Source organism: Aquimarina sp. AU58 (genome assembly GCF_900312745.1).
Lineage (GTDB): Bacteria > Bacteroidota > Bacteroidia > Flavobacteriales > Flavobacteriaceae > Aquimarina > Aquimarina spinulae.
Window position 1 is genome coordinate 379,186 of record NZ_OMPD01000007.1, and the last position, 21,163, is coordinate 400,348.

Consider the following 21,163-nt stretch of genomic DNA (forward strand, 5'->3'; position numbering starts at 1 on the left):
AAAAGTAAAGATACTATTTACAATAATTAAAAATAAAGCATTTTTTAAAACTTTATAGTTTTCCAGTTTTCTGAATATGTAGGTCCTACTTTATTAAGTATTTCAACGGTTTCTGCAATATTAACTGAAGGTCCTCCAGAAAGAACACTTGAAATCTCATCTGCTTTGGCATCAAAAAACACTCTCATTATATAAGAATTAGGCCTGGTATTATGCATTTCCTCAAGCGACTTCATAGATTCTGTAATTGTTTCTTTCCCTTGTTTCACATTATTATACATAACATCTAACCCCTCTCTATGATAGGCGTACATCGTTTTTCTATACCCTTCATATGTTCCCGAAAGAAGATCATCATTAAGTCTAAATCTATTAGGGTTTTGTTCTCTGGCCCAACCAAGTGTATTACTCCCTTGAGCATTACTAACAATATTTTTAGCTTCCTGATAATAACTGGTTCCACTATTTAGCTCAAAAGTATCTGCATCTATACCTAAAATGGTATACAAATAAAATGCAACTACAGAGATTAAATTTGACTCAAAGCTATTTGGATTATAATTTAAAGGTTGAAATTCTAAGTAGTTAAAATTAAACTGCTTATCATTTATATTAAAGATTGTAGTATTATAACTAGATCCATATACTGGACGGGATGCCTGCACTTGTACAGTAGCAGAAAAAAGATCATTATCGAAACTGTTTATAGTTATAAAAAAACTACAATTGATTCTTTCTTCTGTTCGATAATCTATAGAAGTCCACTTCGAATTATTAATAAATTCGGTTAGTGCACGCTCTAAGGTTTTAAAGACTTGTAAATTAGGATTACCCGTTTGCTCTGCATTAACAACCACAGTGGCATTAAACTCCTGAGCATTAACTCCTAAGCTAACTACAAATACGATAACAAGTAACAACCTATTCATTGTTCAATGTATTAATTTCATTAAATATATCTTGTGCAACTTCTAACTTTGTCTTTAAGTCAAACGCTTTAATCTCCAATTTATGATTAATCAATGTTACTTTATTCGTTTGCCCTTTAAAACCAGCTCCTTTATCATTAAGAGAGTTAAGAACAATTAAATCTAAGTTCTTATTTTTTAATTTATTCTTCGCATTCTCCTCTTCATTTTCTGTTTCTAAAGCAAACCCAACAAGAAATTGGTTTTTCTTCTCTGCTCCCATCCATTTAAGGATATCGGTTGTTCGCTCTAATTTAATAGAAAATTCTGTATCTGCCTTTTTTATTTTTTGATCTGATATTGCCTTTGGCCTATAATCTGCAACTGCTGCAGATGCAATTGCAATATCACAATCATTATACACAGAAACTACAGCTTCATACATATCTTTGGCACTAACTACATTAATCACACGAATAAGACCATGGTTAATTTTAAGAGCAGAAGGTCCTAAAACAAGAGTTACTTGTGCTCCTAAATTAGCAGCGGTTTTAGCAAGTTCAATCCCCATTCTGCCACTAGAGTGATTACCTATAAATCTTACCGGATCAATTGCTTCATATGTAGGGCCTGCAGTAATCAGAACCCGCTTATCTTTTAACGGAAGTTTATCTAAAATATCTTTTTCTACAAACTCAATAATAGTAGAAGGTTCTGCCATACGTCCCTGACCGATCAAACCACTTGCCAATTCTCCTGATTCTGCAGGGATCATGGTATTACCAAACTCTTGTAATTTTTTAAATGTTTGATGCGTAGAAGGATGATTATACATATCCAAATCCATCGCTGGAGCAAAATAAACAGGGCATTTTGCAGATAGATAGGTTGCCAACAGCAAGTTATCACTATTACCTGTTGCCATTTTGGATAATGTATTAGCAGTAGCTGGTGCTATGATCATAAAATCTGCCCATAATCCCAAATCTACATGATTATTCCAAATTGCATTTTCATCTTCATCATCGAAAAAAGAGGAATGAACTGGATTTTTTGATAATGTAGATAATGTAAGCGGTGTTACAAAATCCTTAGCAGCAGGGGTCATTATTACTTTTACCTCTGCTCCTGATTTAATAAATAAGCGCACTAAGTTTGCTGTCTTATAAGCAGCAATACCAGCGGTGACACCAATTAAAATCTTTTTACCGCTTATTATAGACATAAATTTATAGAGACCCTGAGTCTACTTTTGTATTTCTGTGATAAATCTTACCTTCTAACCATTCTTGTACTGCCAAAGCATGTGGTTTTGGTAATCTTTCATAGAATTTAGAAACTTCTATTTGTTCTTTATTTTCAAAAATCTCTTCTAAACTATCATTATAAGTAGCAAACTCATCTAATTTTTCAAGAAGCTCTTTCTTGATATCGGTATTGATTTGAGTTGCTCTTTTTGATATTATCGAAATTGCCTCATAGATATTATCTGTTGGCTGATCGATACGATTTTTATCAATAGTAGTTGTATTTACCGGCGCATTACTTTTTTTCAAATCCATCTTCTACTTTATTTTCTATTTATATTCTTCTAATCTTGTCTTTATATCTTCTCCTAATTCTTCTGCTTTTTCTAGATACTCTCCTTCTGTTTTATAATATTTTTTATAACTATTATAATACCCTTGGGCAATTTCTAAACGCTCTCTTACCAAACTTTCATAACTACCTATTGCTAAAAGATATTCTGATTCTAATTTGTAATATAATACTTTTTCTCTATAAGGAGATCCTGGATGATCTATGAGGAAATTATCAAAAGCTGAAATAGCAACTTTATAATTCTCCCTATGATGATATTGTTTAGCTACTTCATAAGTCTTTCTTTCTTTCTTTTCTCTAAGTTCTGCAACTAACTTATTTGCTTCTTTTAGGTTCTCACTTTCTGGATATGCATTAATATATGCCTGAAGTTTTTCGAGTGCTTTATCTGTATCTTCCTGATCCAAGCTATATCTTGGAGACAAATCATAATAGCTTTTAGCTCCTTTATAATATGCTTCTTCCCTTTTTTGACTTTTTGGGTAAGATTTAGCAAATCTTTCAAATTGGTATCCTGCAAGATAATAATCTTCTAACTGATAATAAGTATCGGCGTAATAGAACATTACTCTTTCTGCTTGTGGCTTTCCTCTATATTGAGGTACAATCTGTTCAAAAAGCTTTAAGGCCTTTTTGTACTTCCCTTCTTTGTACAAGTTCTCTGCAGCTTTATATTTAGCAGCTAAATCTTCGCCTCTTAGTACCTTTTGGTATTCACTACAAGATCCTAAAAATAACACACAAACAAGTAAATACAATAATCTCTTCATATCTTAAAAAAACATCTGGCAAAAGTATATATTTCTGCCGTATTACAAAAACTTTAATTCATCTATTCACCTGCTACTCTCTATTGTTTCTAGAATTAAGCTGGTAGAATTGGCTAATAAACATTTCTGTCTATATCATTTTATTGATTTTAGCTCATTTCAATAACTATATAATTAATGGTATGTTGCAGGATTAATAGTATTTAACACTAAAAAAATAGTTTTACAAAATTAAATAGAACTATGCGGTAAGGTCTTATCCAGATTATCATGATCCAGAATTGTATAGCCTTCTTCATCATAATAAAATGCTGGAATAAAACTTTGATCTTGTTTTAAATTCTTCAATACATAAGAATGAACCTGATGAACTTCCTGCGCAAAAGATTCATCATAATAACTAGCTAATATTAAAATTTCTCCGTTTAATTTTTGCAACTGCTCTTTACTAAATTCTTTTAATGGACTCAATTCATCAATAGGATGTACAATAGTCCAGGTTGTAGGCAAGTATGTAATCGAATTTCTTTCCAGCTTTAGGCTGTAAAAATTATTGATATATTTTTTGTCTTTACTTTCTTGAGACAAAGAGAGTGTAGCTTCAATTTTAGGTCGAATCATTACATTAGCACTTCTACTCATTAACCTAAACATAATACAATCTACTCCATTATGTTTTCTAAATACCATACTGCTACTAAACCTAATATTTGCTCTTGGCCTAGAAAACCTACCATATAACAACCCTGTGATAAACGAAAAACTCAATAATCCTATAAGAGCTTCAAAAGAAGAAATGATTCCAAAAACAAGCCCTTTTGGTGCCATCGCTCCATATCCTACAGTTGTAATAGTCTGAGCCGAAAAAAAGAAGGCATTAAGAAAATCTTTTAAAACGCTTCCTGTAGATTCTGTAATATTTGATATCCCTAAAAATGTATAGATCATAGCAAATAACGCATTGATCAAAGTATACCCCAATACGACCCATAGGAAAAATTTGGCCCAACTAATACTAATCAGATAGTTATAGCTCTCTGATAAAGAACTTGGTCTATTGATATGTTTTATATTAAAAGAGCCATCTGGATTGATAAATCGTTTAGCGTATTTATTAGAGGACTTACCTATACCAGGATCTTTTATTTTTTTAGCCATCACTTCATTTTTGAAAACGATTAATCTTCAACAAACTCTTCTATTCTTTTTGCTAAACCTTCTGAAACGGGTATTAGTGGTAAACGAAGATTGTCTTCGCACACCCCTTTTACTTTCAGGATATTTTTTATTCCGGCAGGATTTCCTTCTTCAAAGGCATAATCTATTGCTGGTAATAATGTATATAGTTTCTCAAATGCTTTTTTTGTTTCTCCTGATAATCCTAATCGTATCATTTCTGAAAATGATGCCGGAAACCCTTGACCAACTACACTTATCACTCCGTCTCCGCCTGCTACTACAGCCGGCAATGCTAATGCATCATCACCAGAAATCACAAGGAAATCAGAAGGTTTATTTTTGATAATTTGTAAAACCTGAGTAAAGTCTCCCACTGCTTCTTTAATTCCGATTATTTTATCTAATTGAGCAAGGCGTAAAGTTGTTTCTGCTGTCATATTAGTTGCTGTTCTAGATGGAACATTATACAATATAACAGGTAAAGTCGCACTATCATTTATGGCTTTATAATGTCTATAAATGCCTTCTTGACTAGGTCTATTATACATAGGAACGACAGAGAGAATAGCATCAAAATCAGATGAGTTGATTTCTTTAATCTCATCAACAACTGCCGATGTATTATTTCCTCCTACTCCAATTACCAAAGGAAGTCTTTTACTATTTACCTCTACTATATGTGCTGTTAAATTCTTCTTTTCTTCTTTAGAGAGCGTAGCTGACTCTGCGGTAGTTCCTAATACAACCAAATATTCTACGTTCCCTTCTATACAAAAATTAACTAATGATGTAACACCATCATAATCTATCGATCCATCTTTATTAAAAGGAGTAGCTAATGCTATACCTGTTCCTCTTAGAAAATCATTCATACTATATAATCTGTAAAATTTTTAAATATTTCTTAAGCTCTGATATAAAAAGATTGGTGTCATTTGTGGTTGATCCAATAATCAAATCGTTAATTCGATTATCTACTTCTGCAAAACCAACTTTAAACTTAGCTTTAGAAGCTGCTGCTACATAGTTTAGCTCTACAGAATTTTTTTCATAAAAATTGATCAAAACATCAAAATCTTTATCTACAAAATCTTGTAAAGACTTACTTTTTATTGCACCGTTTACCCCAAAACTCTTATCATTATAATAAGCCGCATCTTTATCATCTATAATTTCTTTCTGATCTTCTTTATAGCCTATCACTTTTAGTTCTTCTGATTTCACTCCTAATTCATTAGCAAGTTTCAATAATGAAACGATATTAATCGATTGAGTTGCATCAATAAGAACTGCAAGGGTTTTTAAATTAGAAATGTTTTGAGATCTGGTTTCTCTTTCTTTGAGATATGCTTCAGCACTTTTCTTTATTGCATTTCTTTTAAGACCTTTTAAAATCATTTATTAAAAAAATTAATAAGCCACAAATGTAGCCATTTTACAAATTAAAATCATCTGGTATACTTCGAGAAAAAACAAAAACTTCCCAATTAACACAACTTAGTGATTTTTGTTAAATCTATAAATATTTATCTTCTAAACGTTCCTTTTTAACAAGTTTTGTTTCCACAAAAAAAATAGTAAAAAAGTATAACCCTGCAATTTCTACAATATTAATCATTGTAGTAAATAACCTACTGTAATAATACAATTCATTTATCGCAAGAAACGCATCTACAAATAAGGTACAGCACGAAGCTATAAAAAGATAAATTGATTTCTCGTATCGATTAGCAACATAAATAAAAAAACAAACTGTAACAAATAAAAGAAGACTTACTACGATCAATATTACTGATCCTATAGAATTTATAATTTTGGGCAAAACCAATCTGGTAATAGAAAAAATAAGATACCCTATCAAAAATACACTAACTATAACCTGAGGAGATATTAATTTATTTAGTTTTATTTCCTGTATCGATATGAAATTCTTTAACAAAAGCAAACACAAAGTATAGAATAAAGCAATTAGTATTGCAATAATTGAAAAATACTTCGTAAAGTCTAAATACACAAAAACATCGGTTGCTGCAATTACAAGCATACTTAAAGGAAATAGAAGACTGGTTTTTTTTACAAACCTTTGATACAAAACTATTAATGATAAAGAAACAATTGGTTTAACATATACCAACACCCATTTATCAAAAAAGATAGCTACACATATAACGATCAAAAAAGCAAAATAGGTTAATAGATATGTAATATTTATTGTTTTCAAGGATTTTTTTAGAAGATTACAAGATTCATATATAGTAATTAATTTAGGTAATATGGTATTTCTATTTTCAACAATTAGCGTTTCGTTATTTAAAATCAAAACCCTTCGAACTCTTCAGACTTAAGAACTAACGATTTAGTTATCATATAGTTTACCAAAAAAAGAAGAGCAATCGGGCTGCATATTAGCATAAGAACATTAAACTCTTTAGATCGTAGATAAAATCTATCGATTAAAAACATAAAGTCACTAAATGCAAAATTTAACATAGATAAAAAAAACCATAAAGATTTTTCTGATCGTATGTTTATATAATGCATCGCTCCTACAATTAGTAAAACATAAATTAGTAACAAATAAAGAAACCCCAATACTCGTATTTCTTCCATAGGGTCTTTAAGCTCCAGGTAAGCCATAAAAAATATAATGGTAAACAAAGAGCTGCCTAATACCAATGTAAAAACATCTCTGCTATTATACACAAATGACTTATGATTATAATACAAGAAATAAAACAACAGGATATAGGCCACTATATGTGCCTCTATCTGAAATTTCACAATATTATCAATAGTATAAAATACACCTAACTCTTTTATTAAGAAAATCAGAAGAACAATAACTTTAAATGTTCTTATTCGTTTAGAATTTACAAAATAAAGTGTGGCTATTAATACAACAAGAATCAAACTAGTGTATGTGTTTAAAAAATCACTTTGAAACACATATCCTAATACTTGTATAATAATTAAAAAAGAAATTAAAAGCTTTAGTAGTTTTCCTCCATTCATTAATTTTAATTTGCATCCCAAAAAAAATCAATATAATTCTCTATAGGACACTTTGTTACACAATCATAAATTTTTCCCTTACACAAGATACTAAATTTTGAGACAACTCAAAACTGTCATAAAAATGCTCTATTACAATTTATTTAATTTTAAAGAAGTCGAACTAGATATCTTAAACTGTACAAGAAAAAAAACAGCCAATAATTGGTAAATAGAATTAATAATTTCAAATTCGATTGAAGACACATAAAACCTGTTTAATGCAAAACAAGAATCACTAATGACAAAATTTAACACCGCAATCAAAAACCATAACGACTTGGTTGACCTAACATTTACGTAATGAAAAACAGCTCCTATAAACAACACATATAATATTAGTAAATATACTAATCCATAGTGCTTAATACCCCCCATTCCTACGTGTATTGCATCATAAATTTCATAAACAATAAAAGACCATACCACAAAGAAAATTGACACATAAGCGATATCTGTACCATCATAATCTATAGGTTTATGATTCTTATATAAGAAATAGAACAACAACAAATAACAAATACCATAACTTAACAATACATATATAAAACTGTGCTCAAAATCTGTAAGTAGAAATATATCTCCCAGAAAACAAAGTAATAAAACCAGTAAAAACGGAATACTTATACGCTTTGTATTAAACCAATACAGCATAAAAAATAAAGGCACAGTGGTTGGCTTTATATACAACTCTAAGTCGGGCCAGTTCATAGCAGTACTCAATACACAAAGTCCCCCTGTAATGAGCAATAACACCTTAATAAGAGTTCTTATTTTCATGCTATTTTACTAAGAAATTCGTCTTCACTAATAATAGGAATCTCTAGTGCTTTTGCTTTTTCTAACTTACTGGGTCCCATATTAGCACCTGCAACAATAAAAGAGGTTTTAGAAGAAATAGAACTAGATATTTTACCTCCATTATCTTCTATCATTTTTTTAAGTTCATTACGTGAAACTTTTTCAAAAACTCCTGACACCACAAATGTCTGTCCTTGTAGAGTATCTGTTTGATTTGCCAGTTTTTCTGCAGAAATTTCTAACTGAACTCCATATTGTTTTAACCTGTTGATTAAATTTTTATTTTCTTCTGAAGCAAAAAACTCTACAACACTTTGAGCTATCTTTATTCCTATCTCATCTACATTTACCAGTTCTTCTTCTGAAGCTTCGATAATAGCGTCAATAAACTTATAATGTTTTGCGAGTTTCTTTGCTACGGTTTCTCCCACATATCGAATTCCCAATGCAAATAAAACACGTTCAAAAGGAATTTCTTTAGATTTTTCTATTCCGGCAATAAGGTTTTCTGCACTTTTTTCTGCCATCCTTTCTAAAGGAACGACTTGCTCTTTTTTTAATTCATAAAGATCTGCATAGTTTATGATCAGGTTTTCATTAACCAGCAGTGCTACGGTTTCTCCTCCCAGCCCATCGATATCCATCGCTTTACGAGAAATGTAATGCTGTATGCGTCCAATTATCTGAGGCGGACACCCTTGGTAATTAGGGCAATAATGCTGAGCCTCTCCTTCTTTACGTATAAGATCGGTATGACATTCTGGGCATTGCGTTATATATACTGTTGGTTGCGAATTGTTGTCTCTTTTTTGAAAATCAACTGCTATTATTTTTGGAATAATCTCCCCTCCTTTTTCTACAAAAACCGTATCTCCAACACGTATATCTAATTTCTCAATCTGGTCGGCATTATGCAAAGAAGCTCTTTTTACTGTAGTTCCTGCAAGCAATACAGGTTCGAGGTTAGCTACCGGCGTAATTGCCCCCGTTCTACCTACCTGATATGTAATTTCATGAAGGGTTGTAAAAACCTGTTCGGCTTTAAATTTATAAGCCATAGCCCATCGGGGAGCTTTGGCGGTAAAACCCAGTTCTTCTTGCTGCTGAAGATTATTTACCTTAATCACCACACCATCGGTTTCATATGGTAAATTATGGCGATGCTCATCCCAGTATATTACAAAATCCAGTACCTCATCGATCGAATGTACCAATTTAGATTCTACAGGAACTTTAAACCCCCATTCCCTGGCCTTTTCTAAACTTTCAAATTGAGTTACAATTCCTAATCTATTTCCTATAATACTATATAACAAACAATCTAGTGGTCGCTTTGCTGTTTCACTACTATCCTGTAATTTCAAACTACCAGAAGCTGTATTTCGGGGATTAGCATAAGGGTCTTCTCCTGCTGCTATTCGTTCTTCATTCATTTTTGCAAAACCTTCATAAGGTAAAATAATTTCTCCCCGAATATCAAATTTTGGAGGAAAACCATCTTTCAGCTTTAATGGTACAGAGTTAATAGTTTTTACATTTGTCGTAACATTATCTCCTTGAATACCATCTCCTCTGGTTACTGCCTTTACCAATACCCCATCTTCATAAGTAAGACTTATAGATGCTCCATCATACTTAAGTTCACAGGTATAACTAACCTCTCCATCAACCAACTTTTTGATACGTTTTTCCCAATCTAATAAATCTTCTTTTGAATATGAATTATCAAGAGAGTACATTCGATACTCATGAACTACCGTTTCAAAATTCTTGGTTACTTCGCCCCCAACCCTAAGTGTTGGAGAATTAGGATCGTAATACTCTGGGTGTTTTTCTTCTAATTCCTGCAGTGTTTTGAGCTTCATATCAAACTCATAATCACTTATTACAGCAGCATCCAGTACGTAGTAGTTATAATTATGCTGCCTTAGTTCTTCCCTTAATTGATTGATGTGTTGTTCTGTATTCATTGGTACTTATATGTCTTGTTTTTTAATGGTCAGACAAAATACCTACCATGTATTGGCAGGTTTAATGGTTAAGACAATTATTCTTTATTGTTTTTTAATGTTGTTATAAATCGTTTCGTTTTCATTTAGTTAATGAATATCATGTTCTTTCTGGTTTTAACCATTTTGGTACTTGTGCCGGCTTGAAGGCTCTCATTTTTCCTAATAACCTATCTATATCATCATCAACAAGGAGTAACTCATAGTTTTCCATTTTTAAAAACCCTCTTCGTACCATATTTTCTAACAAAGCTAACAGGTCATTGTAAAATCCTCCAGTATTTAAAAGCCCAATTGGTTTTTGATGTAAACCTAACTGAGACCATGTTATAATTTCGAACAATTCTTCTAACGTCCCAAATCCCCCAGGTAATGTAATAAAACCATCACTAAGCTCTTGCATTTTCATCTTTCGCTCGTGCATATTAACAGTAGTAACTAGTTCATATAACCCCTGATGCACTACTTCTTTTCGTTTTAAAAATTCTGGGATCACTCCTATCACCTTCCCTTTTTGCTGCATCACTCCCTGGGCAACCTTTCCCATTATCCCAATTTTTGCAGCACCATACACCAGAGTGATTTTTTGTTCTGCTAGTTTTTCTCCTAGCAACAATGCCTCTGCAATAACCCTGGTATCATTCCCCTCGCTGCTTCCACAAAATACACAAATTGAATTCAGACTGTTCATAGTAATAGATTTTTAATTTAAACGAGCTCTTATCATACGTTCATTACCATATATATCCTTACGTACTTCTACAGGTTTAAACCCTTTACTCTCGATCATATTTTTGGTTTCTATACCCAGGTATTGATTAATTTCAAAATACAAACTACCATTTTCTCTTAATTTTCCCTTAGCCAGATCTGTAATCTTCTTATAAAAGAGTAAAGGCTCATCATCAGAAACAAACAAAGCCTGCTGTGGTTCATTATCAAGCACATTCGATTTCATTTCTTTTTTCTCTAACTCTCGTACATAAGGCGGATTAGAAACTATGATATCAAAATCTTGAAATAGTTCTTCAACCTCTAGAATATCTGTTTTAACAAATGTTATATCAGCTTGATTTTTCTTTGCATTGTCTCTTGCAACTTGTATAGCCTGTTCTGATATATCCATTGCAAACACTTTGGCTTCAGGTATTTTTTTTGCTAAAGAAATAGCTATACAACCACTTCCTGTACCAATATCCAGTATTGTTATTGATTGTTTCTCTTTTTTTTGATCTTTCAAAATCCAATCTACCAACTCTTCGGTTTCTGGTCTCGGAATCAATACATGTTCATTAACTATAAATGGTATTCCAAAAAAATAGGTCTCCCCAATTATATATTGAATAGGCTCTTGTTTTTCGAGTCGTTTTATAGCGTTATCAAAATTCGCTTTTTCATTAACGGTGAGTATTTTATCGAGACACATAGCAACATCTACTCTTTTAAGCCCTAAAATCTCTTCGGAAAGTATATAAAAAAAAGACAATACTTCTTCAGAATCATAGATCCCGGATAAAGAATTTGTAAAACTAACTCTAAGGTCTTTTATCTTCAATTTGAAGTTTATTTTTAGTTATAGATCTTTTATCATCCATGCCTGGCAACTATAATGCCCGGTATCTCCCAATGGCTCTTCCAAAGGAGTAAAGCCTACTTTTTTATACAATTTCCTGGCAGATTCCATATAAGGCATTGTTTCCAAATAACATTTGGTATATCCTTGTTCTTTTGCAAAATCAAGGCATGTATTTATCATCTTATACCCAACTCCTTTGCCTCTCGCCTGCGGTAAGAAATACATTTTTTGCAACTCGCAGATATCTTTAACAACTTCTCCCTCTAAAGGAGCAATACCCGCACCACCGATGATTCTACCTTCTTCTTCGACTACATAATACTTCATTCTCGAATAGTTATAAGTTTCATGCATACTATCCAAAGACGTATCTTCATAAGCTGTCCCTACTTTAGGCACTCCCATTTCTATTAAGACTTCTCGTATTACCGAGGCAATTACTTTATTATCTTTTGGCTGTATTGCTCGTATTTTTATATCATTCATTATTTTTAAAATACTATTTTTGTGGTATCACCAGAAGGTTCTTCTAATCTTCATTTAACTAAAAAATTAACTTCTTAAAAGGTATTGAAATATACGTTAAATCTAACAAGGAATCAATGAATAAGTTTCTATTATTATCAACATTACTCATAGGTATTACCAGTTGTTCTATTTCTAAAAAACCTGAATTTAAATATGTCGATAATATCGAGGTTAAAAATGTCAGTATGCGCAATATAACACTTAAAGCAGATGCTATTTTTAATAATCCAAATCACATAAAAGGAAAACTTTCTATAGACAGCATACACATTTTTGTTGATAACATAGATGTCGGAGCACTCTCTTCACAAGAGTTCGATGTTCCTTCAAAAAATGAATTCGCTATTCCATTAGAAGGAACTTTTTCACTTTCTAAAGTCTATAAAAAAAATAAAAATAGTATTCTTGGCAGTGTATTAAAAGTAATTCAGAGTGATTCGCTTGATATACAATACAAAGGGGTAATTCGATATCATTTTGGAAATTTTTCTTACCCTTATACAATTGACAAACAGCAAAAGGTGAAATTAAAATAAAAACAGCAATTCTACACAGCATAATTTTGGTGGTTTTTCACTGAAAACAGTGACTCTAAACCTATATCAAGTAACTATATTTGTGCTACACGTTCAACATTCTTAGACACAGTTTCTTTCTTGATAATTGCACTATCATAAACCGAAATCTATCAAACCCACATTAATTAATCTTGAAAATAAAATGATTAAGCAGATTAAAAACTTTATTTTGATTGTGATTTTTTTTCCAGTTATAAACTCTTTTAGCCAAACTCAGAATACATCTGAAATTATTAAAATCACCCCAATAAAAACAGAACCATTTAAATATTATCAACTCGAAGCCAAAACAACTGAAGGCGTAGCAGGTAAAATTTATTTAAATGGTAAAAAATTACATGAATTTGAAAAATCAGCAAGCCAGGTAAGTAACAATAAAGCTCAAAAGCTTATAAAAAATGGCACTAATGAGATTGTACTCAAAATATCTTCGGTTGATAAGAATGTAGAGAAAGGCTATTTTTCTAAATGTGTTATTTTTATAGCTATACACGGTGTTAATGAAAAAATCTTTCCTTCTAAGGAAACCCAAATAGTTCGTATCAAATGGAACCCTAAGAAGGATCAAAAAAAAGGTGTTATGAAATATGTGTTTGAGCTAAAAAGATAATTAATCAATACTACAGGTCTACTATACCATATAAAACACATAGTTTTACTTATTTTTGCTATTTGCAAAAGTGAAAACACACGAAAAATACATAAAACGCTGCATACAGCTTGCCAAAAACGGACTAGGAACGACCTACTCAAACCCTTTGGTAGGTAGTGTAATTGTGCATAACAACAGTATCATTGGTGAAGGATGGCATTATCAATCGGGCAAACCTCATGCCGAAGTAAATGCTATTGCTTCGGTAAAAGATCACTCTCTTTTAAAAGACGCTACCATCTATGTTAGCCTTGAACCTTGTAGTCATTTTGGAAAAACACCTCCTTGTAGCGACCTTATTATCCAAAAAGGAATCAAAAAGGTAGTTATCGGTACAATAGATACTTTTGCAAAAGTATCGGGTGCAGGAATTCAAAAATTAATGAATGCTGGCTGTGATGTAATTGTTGGGGTTTTAGAAAATGAATGCTTAGCATTAAACAAAAGGTTTTTTACTTTTCATAACAAAAAACGGCCATATATCATCCTAAAATGGGCAGAAACTGCAGATGGTTATATTGCACCGGTTACTACAAACAAAAGAGAACCTGTTTGGATTACAAATACATATTCCAGGCAAATTGTACATAAATGGCGAGCAGAAGAACAAGCCATTTTGGTTGGCAGCCAAACCGTTATTAAGGATAATCCCAAACTTACCATCAGAGATTGGTCTAGCCAACATCATCCCATAAGAGTTGTGATTAACAGATCAGGAAAAATACCTAAAGATTCTGCCGTATTAGATCAATCGGTAAAGACAATTGTGATTACTTCAGAAAAATTCAAACAAGAAAACAGCAATACTCTTATTTATGAGGTTGTCGACACGCAAGAGAATCTTGCCAAAGAAATATGCAACATTCTTTATAAACACAACATCCAATCAGTGATCATAGAAGGAGGTTCTTATACAACACAATCTTTTATTGATAAAAACCTCTGGGATGAAGCTAGGGTTTTTGAAGGAAATATTACTTTTGGAACCGGAATAAAAGCACCTACACAAAATGGAAATCTAATTTCTGAACAAAAAATCATGACAGACACCCTAAAGACATATCAAAATGATTAAAACTATAATTTTTGATTTTGGAGACGTCTTTCTTAATTTAGACAAGTCCGCAACAGAAAGAGAATTATATAACCTTAACAACGAAAAGCTTACTACAGAATTACGAGAGCTTAATATCTTGTATGAAGCAGGCAAAATTACTACGAAAGAACTTATAGAAAATTTTCAGAAGCATATTCCACAAGCTTCAGAAAAGCAACTTATCTATGCATGGAATGCTCTTTTACAGGATTTTCCTAAACATCGTCTAGAATTTATTCAGAAACTAGCTTCAGAACAACGTTACAAGTTGATTTTACTTAGTAATAATAATGAATTGCATATTAATTGGATTAAGGAACACATTAGCTTTTTCCCTGCATTCAAATCATGTTTTGATGCTTTTTACCTTTCTCACGAAATCAATTTACGAAAGCCAGAACCTTATATTTTTGAATTTGTTCTAGAACAACACCAATTAAACCCAAGTGAAACACTTTTTATTGATGATACAAAGGATAATACAGACACTGCTGCTGCACTGGGAATGCACATCTGGAACAACAACCCTGTAACCGAAGATGTTACAGATTTATTTACCATAAAATCTAATTTATTTTGATCTATTTAGTTCTTAGTGTATTAGCATCTACTCTGATTTTTATCATCTTCAAGTTGTTTGCTAAATACCATGTAGATACACTTCAGGCAATTGTTGTTAATTATATAGTAGCTTGTGTTTCAGGAATTATAGCATATTCAGAACCAATAGATTTACCTTCTGTATCTGAAAAAGGATGGTTTTTTGGAGCAATGATCCTGGGGGTAATATTTATATCTGTATTTAATCTTATGGCAATTACTACACAAAGAAATGGTCTCTCTGTAGCTGCTGTAGCTACTAAAATGAGCTTGGTAATCCCTATTATTGTTGGAATTATTGCCTACCAAGAAAGCACAGGTATCATAAAAATTGCAGGAATTCTAATTGCACTTATCGCGGTTTATCTCACTTCGACTAAAACCACCGGAGGAATTCCTATTACAAAAAAGAATCTTATTTTTCCATTACTGGTTTTTATCGGAAGTGGAGTTATTGATACCAGTATTAAATTTTTAGAAACACATTATGTGGCTAAAAATGATATTCCGGTTTTTTCTGCTACCGTTTTTGGATTTGCTGCCATTGTTGGAATTATCACACTAGCATCTAAAGCAATAACAGGAACATTTAAAATTGCATTTAAAAACATTATTGCAGGAATTGTATTAGGTGTTCCTAATTATTTTTCGATTTATTTTCTGATTCAGGCATTACGCCATGACAGTATGGATAGCTCTACAGTATTTACTATTAATAATGTAGCTATACTTTTGGTTTCAACTCTCGCAGGGATTCTGTTTTTTCAAGAAAAATTAACCTTTAAAAACTGGATAGGTATTATTCTGGCGATTATTAGCATTATCTTAGTTGCCTTTTCTATATAGCATATATTCATTGGAAATAAAAGACACATATAAAACAATTAACACTCCCGGAGAGGAAGCTCTTTTTAAAGATAGGAATAGCAAGTTTTTTGGATACACATTCCCTATTACTACAGAAGAGGAGGCCAAACATATTATTGCCGATCTTAAAAAGAAACATCACGCTGCCCGACATTGGTGTTATGCATGGAAAATAGGGACCGAACCTGCTACATACCGTATTAATGATGATGGTGAACCTCCTAATTCTGCGGGCCAACCCATCTATGGTCAGATTCTATCTTTTGATGTTACTTATATACTAATTGTTGTAGTGCGTTATTTTGGAGGTGTCAAACTAGGAGTTGGCGGATTAATTAACGCCTATAGAACTGCTGCTCAATTAGCACTTGAAACTTCAGATATAGTCGAAAAAACAATTAATATTGATTTTGTACTTATTTTCGAATATAAAGACATGAATAAAGTGATGAGGATTATTAAAGAGCATACTTTAAAAATCACGAAACAAGATCATAAATTGAATTGTAAAATTCACATTTCGGTAAGAAAAAAGTTTGCAGATAAAATAAAAGATGTTTTTTCCCCGTTGTATGGTATAGAAATTAGAAAAACACAAGGTTAATAGTTTTTTATTTTTTCAAGCAAGTAAGAGGGACATGGAATAGGCTTTCTTGTTTTACTATCAACAAAGACTAAAGTTGTAGATGCTGTTGTTAGTAATTCATTATTTTTATTAAAAATCTCAAAATCGAAAACGATTTTTGCTGTAGGAATTTTCTTCAACGAAGTTTTAACAATTAATTCATCGTCGAAAAAGGCAGATTTCTTAAATTTAAAGTCTAATGTAAATACAGGAAGCATAACACCATTTTCTTCCATTGATTTATATGAGACCCCTAATCGGGATAACCAATCAATTCGTGCCAATTCTAAATACTGCGCGTAGTTACCATGATATACTACACCCATCTGATCGGTTTCAGAGTATCGCACCTTTAGTAAAGTTTCTGAAGTGATTAGCATATTTTAAAAATAAGGGGTTATTTAGTTTAATTAAAAAGTAGTGTTGTCAAATTATGCAAAAAAAATAATTAATATTCAACCCCTAAATCGTTTTTTTTTTACATTTTTTGTTCACATATTTGTCATGCAAAAACAGTAAGGAGTTTTTCAGCAATTTCTTTTTAGTACCTTAATATAACAAAAAAGTAAACCTGACCACAAGAATGAATGTAACCGCGCAATCAGTTTGGGATAGTTGTTTGTCTTTCATAGAAGACAATATCACACCTCAAGCTTTTAAAACATGGTTTGAACCAATCAAAGCTGTAAAGCTTACGGATAGCGCTCTCAGTATTCAGGTTCCTAGTAAATTTTTTTATGAGTGGCTAGAAGAACATTACGTAAATCTACTTAAAGTATCCTTAACCCGAGAATTAGGAGAAGGTGCTAAGTTAGTTTATGTTATTAAAATGGAAAACACATATGGCAACAAAAAGCCATTTACCGAAAAAATCCCAAGTTCTAACCGAACTCCTGTTAACTCACAAGAAGTTGACGTTCCTATTAAAAGTAAAAATCCTGAGTTAAAAAATCCATTCGTTATTCCTGGAATACGAAATGTAAAAATAGAATCTCAATTAAATCCAAGTTATAATTTTGAAAATTTCTTAGAAGGAGACTCTAACCGATTAGCTCGTTCTGCAGGTATGGCTGTAGCCAATAAACCTGGAGGCACCTCTTTTAACCCTTTACTTATTTTTGGAGGAGTTGGTTTAGGAAAAACACACCTGGCTCATGCAATCGGTGTTAACATAAAAGACAATTATCCAGAAAAAACAGTTCTATATATTTCTGCCGAAAAATTCACACAGCAATATATAGAATCTGTAAAAAAGAATAACAGAAACGATTTTATTCATTTTTATCAAATTATCGATGTTTTGATTGTTGATGACATTCAGCTATTATCTGGTAAAGCAGGAACTCAAGATGTGTTCTTTCATATTTTCAACCATTTACACCAAAACGGAAAGCAAGTAATTCTAACAAGTGATAAAGCTCCTGTAGATATGCAGGATATAGAACAACGATTACTTTCTCGTTTTAAATGGGGATTGTCTGCAGAATTACACCAACCTGATTTCGAAACTAGAATTTCGATCATTAAAAACAAACTGTATCGTGACGGGGTAGAAATGCCTGAAGAAATAGTTGAATTTCTAGCAAACAATATTAAAACCAATATTCGAGAGTTAGAAGGCGCAATTATATCATTAATAGCTCATTCTTCTTTTAACAAAAAAGATATCACAATAGACCTTGCCAAAACCATAGTAGACAACTATGTTAAAAACACAAAACGCGAGGTATCTATTGATTACATCCAAAAGGTAGTAAGTGATTATTTCCAAATGGATGTAGAAACACTACAATCAAAGACTCGAAAACGTCATATTGTGCAAGCAAGACAACTAGCTATGTTTTTTGCCAAAAAACTAACCAAAGCCTCTTTAGCCAGTATCGGTACACAAATAGGAAAAAGAGATCATGCTACAGTCCTACACGCCTGCAAAACTGTAGATAACCTATCATCTACAGACAAGCAATTTAGAAAATATGTAGAAGATTTAGGAAAGAAGCTTACATTATAACTTTACATTGTTTATAAACAGATCAATACTAATAATTCAATTACATTATTAGAAAAAACGTATACCACATCTAAAACAACAAAACAAACTACATGAAAGTCAAAATTCTAATGGTATGTTTAGGTAATATATGCAGATCCCCCTTAGCAGAAGGTATTTTAAAATCTAAACTCGACTCACGTTTTTATAGCGTAGCATCTTGCGGAACCAGCAGCTATCATATCGGCAGCAAACCCGATCAACGCTCTATCGATATTGCAAAACAACATGATATTAACATCACAAACCAAAGAGCTGCTCAATTTAAAATTAGCGATTTTACAACATACGACTACATATACGCTATGGATGGTTCTAATTATCAAAATATAATTAATCTAGCCAGCAATGATCATGAAAAAAGCAAAGTAAAACGCATCTTAAATGAATCATACCCTAATAGTGATCTTGATGTTCCTGACCCATATTATGGAGGTGAGCAAGGTTTTGAAGACGTATTTCAAATGCTTGACAAAGCATGCAACAATATCGCTACAAAACTCAAAGATTCTAATCATTCATAAGGTGCAACAATAACCAAACAACGCGGTTAGCATCAATATCATTTCCCATCGCTATATACTATCATCACAAATAATAGCGTTACAATAGATAACAATAAAAAAAATAATACTATTTTAGTATACACCCTACCAAGGGCATAAACGTTCTTAAACCTTAAAGACTAATTAATTTATTGATAATTCACAAAATGCAGATACACATTACAACAACACTATCAATAAAAAGGTCTTTAAAAAACCAGTTATAAAATAACCTATGGAATTTAAACCCCTAGATCCCAAAGGAAAATTATACCTAATCCCAACACGATTAGGAGATGATGTCCCTTTAGAAGTACTTCCTATATCCATTAAAAAGGTATTAGAGCAAGTAAATCACTATATTGTAGAAAACGAAAAACCTGCAAGACGATTCATAAAAAAAGTAAGCCCCAGCAAGTCTCAACGTTCTATTGTTATACACACTGTTAACAAATACACGGATATCTCGGAGATACCAAGCTATCTCACACCTTGCCTTAACGGGGAATCTATCGGTTTATTATCTGATGCCGGATGCCCCGGAATTGCTGATCCTGGAGCAGAAGTTGTTAAAATAGCTCACGAAAAAGGAATACCAGTAACACCTCTTGTAGGACCATCATCGATACTACTAGCTATGATGAGTAGCGGAATGAATGGTCAAAGCTTCACCTTTAACGGCTATCTCCCCATCGATAAAAACGAAAGAAAGTCAACCATAAAGCATCTGGAGAAAATCTCTTTAGAAAAAAATCAAGCACAGATATTTATCGAGACTCCATATCGAAATGACAAAATGTTTTCTGATCTCAAAACCATACTAAACACCAATACCAGGCTATGTATTGCATGTGACATCACATTAACTACCGAATTTATTGCTACCAAAACGGTTGAAGAATGGAAAAAAGAAGAAATAGATCTTCATAAAAGGCCAACCATATACATTATACAAAGAGATTAAGCCTAAGAAAAAGAAACTAGATTGCTTTTGCTTTTTTATTAGGAACAACAAAAGAAGTATCATACCCTCCAAATCGTTTCATATAATAACGAATTGTAGTACCAAAAGCATCTGCAAACCCTTCTACTCCACCGCTACGTAAATATTTTTTTACCGCACCTGGTCCAGATAGATGAGCAGCAGCCAGAATCCCCGACTCTGTTACTTCTATCCCATTTATCCTTCTACCAACATACCACTTTATATCCCTACGCAGCACCCACTTATTTCTAGACAGATTAGCATAAAATGCTTTTTCCTGAAGAGCAGGATTGCTAAGAAATTTATTTCTTTTTACATTTTTAATACCTATCAAATCAAGTGTTCCTTTACCAAATTGATATTTCCCCAAATAACCAAATTGATTAACCACACCATAATCTCCACGAGACTCCTTAAAAGCAACAGCCTCTTTAAACCCTATATAAGATTTACCAAGCTCTGGAGAGATAACTATATTATCATCTTCTATTTCACTAAAATTCGGTGCGATGTAATATAGATCCAAACCTTCCGTACTATAAGAACTAAGATCTATACTTTCTTTTGTTTTAAAACTTAGCAAGAGTATTCCCCCAATTGTAAGTAATACAGATAATCCTACTATCTTCTTTATCATATAAAAAATTTCTAAGTAGCCATCATAAATGACGTCCCCCACTACTTAAATTTTTGCCGTGCAAATATACAACTTTTTTAAAAAATAAAAAGAATTAAGTGTTA

General features: G+C 32.1%; 25 protein-coding genes. 9 read left to right on the top strand and 16 right to left on the bottom strand.

Going from position 1 to position 21,163, the window contains the following annotated elements:
* Positions 1 to 44: 44 nt before the first annotated feature.
* The 14 genes from DK441_RS04085 to DK441_RS04145 all read right to left on the bottom strand — a co-directional run bounded on the left by DK441_RS04085 (position 45) and on the right by DK441_RS04145 (position 12,382).
* Positions 45 to 929, bottom strand: a complete 885-nt coding sequence (locus DK441_RS04085) for a DUF4835 family protein (RefSeq protein WP_109097603.1) — start codon at positions 927 to 929, stop codon at positions 45 to 47.
* On the bottom strand, positions 922 to 2,133 hold the full coding sequence (coaBC, locus tag DK441_RS04090; RefSeq protein WP_109097604.1) for a bifunctional phosphopantothenoylcysteine decarboxylase/phosphopantothenate--cysteine ligase CoaBC: 1,212 nt from the start codon (positions 2,131 to 2,133) through the stop codon (positions 922 to 924). Before coaBC ends, DK441_RS04085 begins: the two co-directional genes overlap by 8 nt.
* A 4-nt stretch (positions 2,134 to 2,137) precedes the next feature.
* The gene (locus DK441_RS04095) at positions 2,138 to 2,470 is read right to left on the bottom strand and encodes a DNA-directed RNA polymerase subunit omega (protein ID WP_074409380.1); all 333 of its coding nucleotides are present in this window, start codon (positions 2,468 to 2,470) and stop codon (positions 2,138 to 2,140) included.
* 15 nt (positions 2,471 to 2,485) lie between these two features.
* On the bottom strand, positions 2,486 to 3,280 hold the full coding sequence (locus DK441_RS04100; protein WP_109097605.1) for an outer membrane protein assembly factor BamD: 795 nt from the start codon (positions 3,278 to 3,280) through the stop codon (positions 2,486 to 2,488).
* 231 nt (positions 3,281 to 3,511) lie between these two features.
* Positions 3,512 to 4,438 (bottom strand): ion channel, encoded by a 927-nt coding sequence (locus tag DK441_RS04105; RefSeq protein WP_109097606.1) that lies wholly within the window; start codon positions 4,436 to 4,438, stop codon positions 3,512 to 3,514.
* A gap of 20 nt (positions 4,439 to 4,458) precedes the next feature.
* Positions 4,459 to 5,331, bottom strand: a complete 873-nt coding sequence (gene dapA / locus DK441_RS04110; protein WP_109097607.1) for a 4-hydroxy-tetrahydrodipicolinate synthase — start codon at positions 5,329 to 5,331, stop codon at positions 4,459 to 4,461.
* 1 nt (position 5,332) lies between these two features.
* Complete coding sequence (locus DK441_RS04115) at positions 5,333 to 5,857, bottom strand: hypothetical protein (RefSeq protein ID WP_231389225.1); 525 nt, start codon at positions 5,855 to 5,857, stop codon at positions 5,333 to 5,335.
* A gap of 118 nt (positions 5,858 to 5,975) precedes the next feature.
* The gene (locus DK441_RS04120) at positions 5,976 to 6,680 is read right to left on the bottom strand and encodes a hypothetical protein (protein WP_160111948.1); all 705 of its coding nucleotides are present in this window, start codon (positions 6,678 to 6,680) and stop codon (positions 5,976 to 5,978) included.
* 95 nt (positions 6,681 to 6,775) lie between these two features.
* Positions 6,776 to 7,471, bottom strand: a complete 696-nt coding sequence (locus DK441_RS04125) for a hypothetical protein (RefSeq protein ID WP_109097609.1) — start codon at positions 7,469 to 7,471, stop codon at positions 6,776 to 6,778.
* Positions 7,472 to 7,603: 132 nt separating this feature from the next.
* The gene (locus tag DK441_RS04130) at positions 7,604 to 8,290 is read right to left on the bottom strand and encodes a lysoplasmalogenase family protein (RefSeq protein WP_109097610.1); all 687 of its coding nucleotides are present in this window, start codon (positions 8,288 to 8,290) and stop codon (positions 7,604 to 7,606) included.
* Positions 8,287 to 10,281, bottom strand: a complete 1,995-nt coding sequence (gene ligA, locus DK441_RS04135) for an NAD-dependent DNA ligase LigA (RefSeq protein ID WP_109097611.1) — start codon at positions 10,279 to 10,281, stop codon at positions 8,287 to 8,289. The genes DK441_RS04130 and ligA overlap by 4 nt, the downstream gene beginning before the upstream one ends.
* Positions 10,282 to 10,420: 139 nt before the next feature.
* Positions 10,421 to 11,011 (bottom strand): TIGR00730 family Rossman fold protein, encoded by a 591-nt coding sequence (locus tag DK441_RS26985; RefSeq protein WP_235015702.1) that lies wholly within the window; start codon positions 11,009 to 11,011, stop codon positions 10,421 to 10,423.
* Between the two features lie 12 nt (positions 11,012 to 11,023).
* The gene (gene prmC / locus DK441_RS26990) at positions 11,024 to 11,875 is read right to left on the bottom strand and encodes a peptide chain release factor N(5)-glutamine methyltransferase (protein WP_235015703.1); all 852 of its coding nucleotides are present in this window, start codon (positions 11,873 to 11,875) and stop codon (positions 11,024 to 11,026) included.
* An 18-nt stretch (positions 11,876 to 11,893) separates the two neighbouring features.
* Entirely contained in the window at positions 11,894 to 12,382 is a 489-nt protein-coding gene (locus DK441_RS04145) for a GNAT family N-acetyltransferase (RefSeq protein ID WP_109097612.1), read from the bottom strand.
* A gap of 116 nt (positions 12,383 to 12,498) precedes the next feature.
* Here DK441_RS04145 and DK441_RS04150 point away from each other — a divergent pair, with 116 nt between their 5' ends.
* From DK441_RS04150 to DK441_RS04175, 6 genes are all read left to right on the top strand, one after another.
* Complete coding sequence (locus tag DK441_RS04150; protein WP_109097613.1) at positions 12,499 to 12,960, top strand: hypothetical protein; 462 nt, start codon at positions 12,499 to 12,501, stop codon at positions 12,958 to 12,960.
* Positions 12,961 to 13,144: 184 nt separating this feature from the next.
* Positions 13,145 to 13,612, top strand: a complete 468-nt coding sequence (locus DK441_RS04155) for a hypothetical protein (RefSeq protein WP_160111949.1) — start codon at positions 13,145 to 13,147, stop codon at positions 13,610 to 13,612.
* 70 nt (positions 13,613 to 13,682) lie between these two features.
* Complete coding sequence (gene ribD / locus DK441_RS04160; protein WP_109097615.1) at positions 13,683 to 14,729, top strand: bifunctional diaminohydroxyphosphoribosylaminopyrimidine deaminase/5-amino-6-(5-phosphoribosylamino)uracil reductase RibD; 1,047 nt, start codon at positions 13,683 to 13,685, stop codon at positions 14,727 to 14,729.
* On the top strand, positions 14,722 to 15,330 hold the full coding sequence (locus DK441_RS04165; protein WP_109097616.1) for an HAD family phosphatase: 609 nt from the start codon (positions 14,722 to 14,724) through the stop codon (positions 15,328 to 15,330). The genes ribD and DK441_RS04165 overlap by 8 nt, the downstream gene beginning before the upstream one ends.
* Positions 15,327 to 16,196, top strand: a complete 870-nt coding sequence (locus tag DK441_RS04170) for a hypothetical protein (RefSeq protein ID WP_109097617.1) — start codon at positions 15,327 to 15,329, stop codon at positions 16,194 to 16,196. The genes DK441_RS04165 and DK441_RS04170 overlap by 4 nt, the downstream gene beginning before the upstream one ends.
* A gap of 10 nt (positions 16,197 to 16,206) precedes the next feature.
* Positions 16,207 to 16,821: a YigZ family protein gene (locus tag DK441_RS04175; RefSeq protein WP_109097618.1), complete on the top strand. Its 615-nt coding sequence runs from the start codon at positions 16,207 to 16,209 to the stop codon at positions 16,819 to 16,821.
* Here the strand turns inward: DK441_RS04175 and DK441_RS04180 are convergent.
* Positions 16,818 to 17,222: a thioesterase family protein gene (locus tag DK441_RS04180; protein ID WP_074409396.1), complete on the bottom strand. Its 405-nt coding sequence runs from the start codon at positions 17,220 to 17,222 to the stop codon at positions 16,818 to 16,820. The two genes, DK441_RS04175 and DK441_RS04180, sit on opposite strands and share 4 nt — an antisense overlap.
* A 203-nt stretch (positions 17,223 to 17,425) precedes the next feature.
* On the opposite strand from DK441_RS04180, the gene dnaA reads away from it, so the two are divergent.
* The 3 genes from dnaA to DK441_RS04195 all read left to right on the top strand — a co-directional run bounded on the left by dnaA (position 17,426) and on the right by DK441_RS04195 (position 20,401).
* Positions 17,426 to 18,853 (top strand): chromosomal replication initiator protein DnaA, encoded by a 1,428-nt coding sequence (gene dnaA, locus DK441_RS04185; protein ID WP_109097619.1) that lies wholly within the window; start codon positions 17,426 to 17,428, stop codon positions 18,851 to 18,853.
* Positions 18,854 to 18,945: 92 nt separating this feature from the next.
* Entirely contained in the window at positions 18,946 to 19,416 is a 471-nt protein-coding gene (locus DK441_RS04190; RefSeq protein ID WP_109097620.1) for a low molecular weight protein-tyrosine-phosphatase, read from the top strand.
* Between the two features lie 256 nt (positions 19,417 to 19,672).
* Positions 19,673 to 20,401: an SAM-dependent methyltransferase gene (locus DK441_RS04195; protein WP_109097621.1), complete on the top strand. Its 729-nt coding sequence runs from the start codon at positions 19,673 to 19,675 to the stop codon at positions 20,399 to 20,401.
* Positions 20,402 to 20,417: 16 nt separating this feature from the next.
* On the opposite strand, the gene DK441_RS04200 is transcribed toward DK441_RS04195, so the two are convergent.
* On the bottom strand, positions 20,418 to 21,059 hold the full coding sequence (locus DK441_RS04200) for a peptidoglycan-binding protein LysM (RefSeq protein ID WP_109097622.1): 642 nt from the start codon (positions 21,057 to 21,059) through the stop codon (positions 20,418 to 20,420).
* Between the last annotated feature and the right edge of the window lie 104 nt (positions 21,060 to 21,163).